This window comes from Grimontia marina, assembly GCF_900060185.1.
GTDB lineage: Bacteria > Pseudomonadota > Gammaproteobacteria > Enterobacterales > Vibrionaceae > Enterovibrio > Enterovibrio marinus.
The window spans coordinates 1-2,071 of sequence record NZ_FIZY01000140.1 but is presented as its reverse complement, the minus strand read 5'-3'; the positions used below and the strand labels follow the sequence as shown (position 1 = coordinate 2,071).

Sequence of the window (2,071 nt, the reverse complement as noted above, 5' to 3'; positions counted from 1 at the left end):
AAATGGAGTTTCTGATGAAAATTAGCCACCTCGATCATTTAGTTCTGACTGTTGCAGACATTCCAACAACAACGAAGTTCTATGAAAAAGTGTTGGGTATGAAAGCCGTAAGTTTTGGAGCTGGTCGGATTGCTCTAGAGTTTGGCCACCAGAAAATCAATCTTCATCAACTCGGCAATGAGTTTGAGCCTAAGGCCAAAAATGTCAGAACTGGGAGCGCAGATTTGTGCTTTATTACCGACATAGATCTGTCTGACGCAATGGAGCATGTGGAAAATCAAGGTGTGGTTATCATGGAAGGGCCTGTAAAACGTACAGGCGCGCAAGGTGCAATCACATCATTCTATTTCAGAGACCATGATGGGAATCTTATTGAAGTATCAACGTATTCAAACACATACAAACGGCTCAAGAGGGATTGCCAACGCGTGGCGGTTTTAGTGCAAAATTGAAGTTCAGTGTTTACAGTGTGTTTTTGGTCGTGACTCCAACATGGAGATGTTGTGTTAAAATGGTAGCCTTTTCACCCTCAAATTAGAAATCATGGCTACCATTCAAGTTCAATGTCGATTTTGCAACCAAACTGAACATGTTCGTAAACACGGAACTGGAGTAACAGGCTTTCAGCGCTTTCGTTGCATTGAGTGCAAGCGTTCTTTTCAGCTTGATTATATATATGAGGCATATAAGCCTAATGTCAAAGAACAAATCATTGATATGGCAATGAATAGCTCTGGTGTAAGAGAAACAAGCCGTGTCTTAAAAGTTGGCTATAACACAGTGCTACGCACTTTAAAAAACTCTCGCCAAGGCAAGTGACCTCGATTCCATTCGATAAAGCAAATCTCTCTCTCATCTGTGAAGTTGATGAGCAATGGTCATTCATCGGTAAAAAGAAAAATCGCCGCTGGCTTTGGTATGCTTGGGAGCCTCGCTATAAACGCATCATTGCTCACGCATTTGGTAAACGAAATACGGATGCTCTTCGATCGTTACTCACTTTGCTAAAGCCGTTCGACATCAGCTTCTTTTTTACCGATGACTTCAGCGTTTACGCAAAAGAATTACCAAAGGAAAAGCATGTTGTAGGCAAAAGGTTCACTCAGCGGATTGAGCGAACCAATCTGACCTTACGTTCCAGATTAAAACGTTTAGTGCGTAGAACTATCGGCTTTTCTAGATCGGAGGAGATGCACGATAAGGTGATCGGAACATTCATTGAACGGGAATTCTATTTTTAAATCAACCGATTGGAGTCATGACCAACTGAGTTTTGTGGACTGTGTAGGATGAACGGCATCCATGAATAACACAGGGTCTTCGCTGTTTCTTAGCGTCTCGTTGTAATGTTCGATAAAGGCTTGCTGCATCTCTGGATCAAACTTGTGCGGCACACCTTTCGGCTTTTTATATGAGAAGCCGTGATGATGTAGCCACTTGTTCATTCCAGCAACGGTATAACGAATACCAAACCCAGCTTGTACATAAGCGACAATTTGGAGGGTGTGAACGTAAGTCTCCTCAGCCAGATGTTCGATAAGTTGCATGGTTTGCCCAGCAGAAAGTCGGCTTTGGCTACCACCATTTTCAGGCTTAAGTTTTTCAGAGAGAACATAATCACTGAGATGACGAGCCACAGTCGATTCGTGAATACGGAGAGCTTGAGAAATCATCGCCTGACTCCAACCTTCAGACGCAAGTAAAACGGCTTTGATGCGGTCACGCACTCGACCATCACGAGTTGAATCGTGCATCTCTTCGAGTTGTTGTTTATGGTGAGGAGTCAGTATTATTTTCATGGTGCGTAGCATGATCCTGATTTTATGAGAAATCAAGCATCTTCAATGATCACGGGTATATGTGTTTGTATAATTAAAATTAGAAGTTGTAACGTAGGCCTAGGCGAATAGAGTCTTTTGCATCATACGCAGTGCCGAGGTCTGTTTTATCTAGGTTGTTCATTTTGTAGGCAACGTAAGTGTAGATTGATTTATTGAAATCATAACGCCCCGTCAACTCAGCAAAATCACTTTTCGTCGTTGTGACGTTTGCAGTTTCATTTTCCGTTTTT

3 protein-coding genes and 1 pseudogene are annotated in these 2,071 nt (G+C 42.3%); 2 read left to right on the top strand and 2 right to left on the bottom strand.

Annotation, left to right across the window (positions count from 1 at the left end; genetic code table 11):
- Positions 1 to 14: 14 nt before the first annotated feature.
- Both GMA8713_RS25505 and GMA8713_RS27095 read left to right on the top strand, forming a co-directional pair.
- A complete protein-coding gene (locus GMA8713_RS25505; RefSeq protein WP_062715468.1) occupies positions 15 to 452 on the top strand; it encodes a VOC family protein in 438 nt (145 codons plus the stop codon).
- 91 nt (positions 453 to 543) lie between these two features.
- Positions 544 to 1,241 (top strand): IS1 family transposase gene (locus GMA8713_RS27095; protein ID WP_198159590.1). Its coding sequence is split into 2 segments (ribosomal slippage): positions 544 to 793 and positions 793 to 1,241, totalling 699 coding nucleotides; the frame shifts between segments, so codons are not numbered across the junction.
- Positions 1,242 to 1,262: 21 nt separating this feature from the next.
- Here the strand turns inward: GMA8713_RS27095 and GMA8713_RS25490 are convergent.
- Together GMA8713_RS25490 and GMA8713_RS25485 are read right to left on the bottom strand one after the other, a co-directional pair.
- Positions 1,263 to 1,799: pseudogene (locus GMA8713_RS25490) on the bottom strand (winged helix-turn-helix domain-containing protein); the annotation flags it as partial.
- A 79-nt stretch (positions 1,800 to 1,878) separates the two neighbouring features.
- The coding region (locus tag GMA8713_RS25485) for a porin (RefSeq protein WP_198159589.1) at positions 1,879 to 2,071 on the bottom strand (193 nt) is incomplete at its 5' end.

Coding starts and splice junctions, on each gene's coding strand:
- GMA8713_RS25505 (WP_062715468.1), top strand. CDS start 15: ATGAAAATTAGCCACCTCGATCATTTAGTTCTGACTGTTGCAGACATT.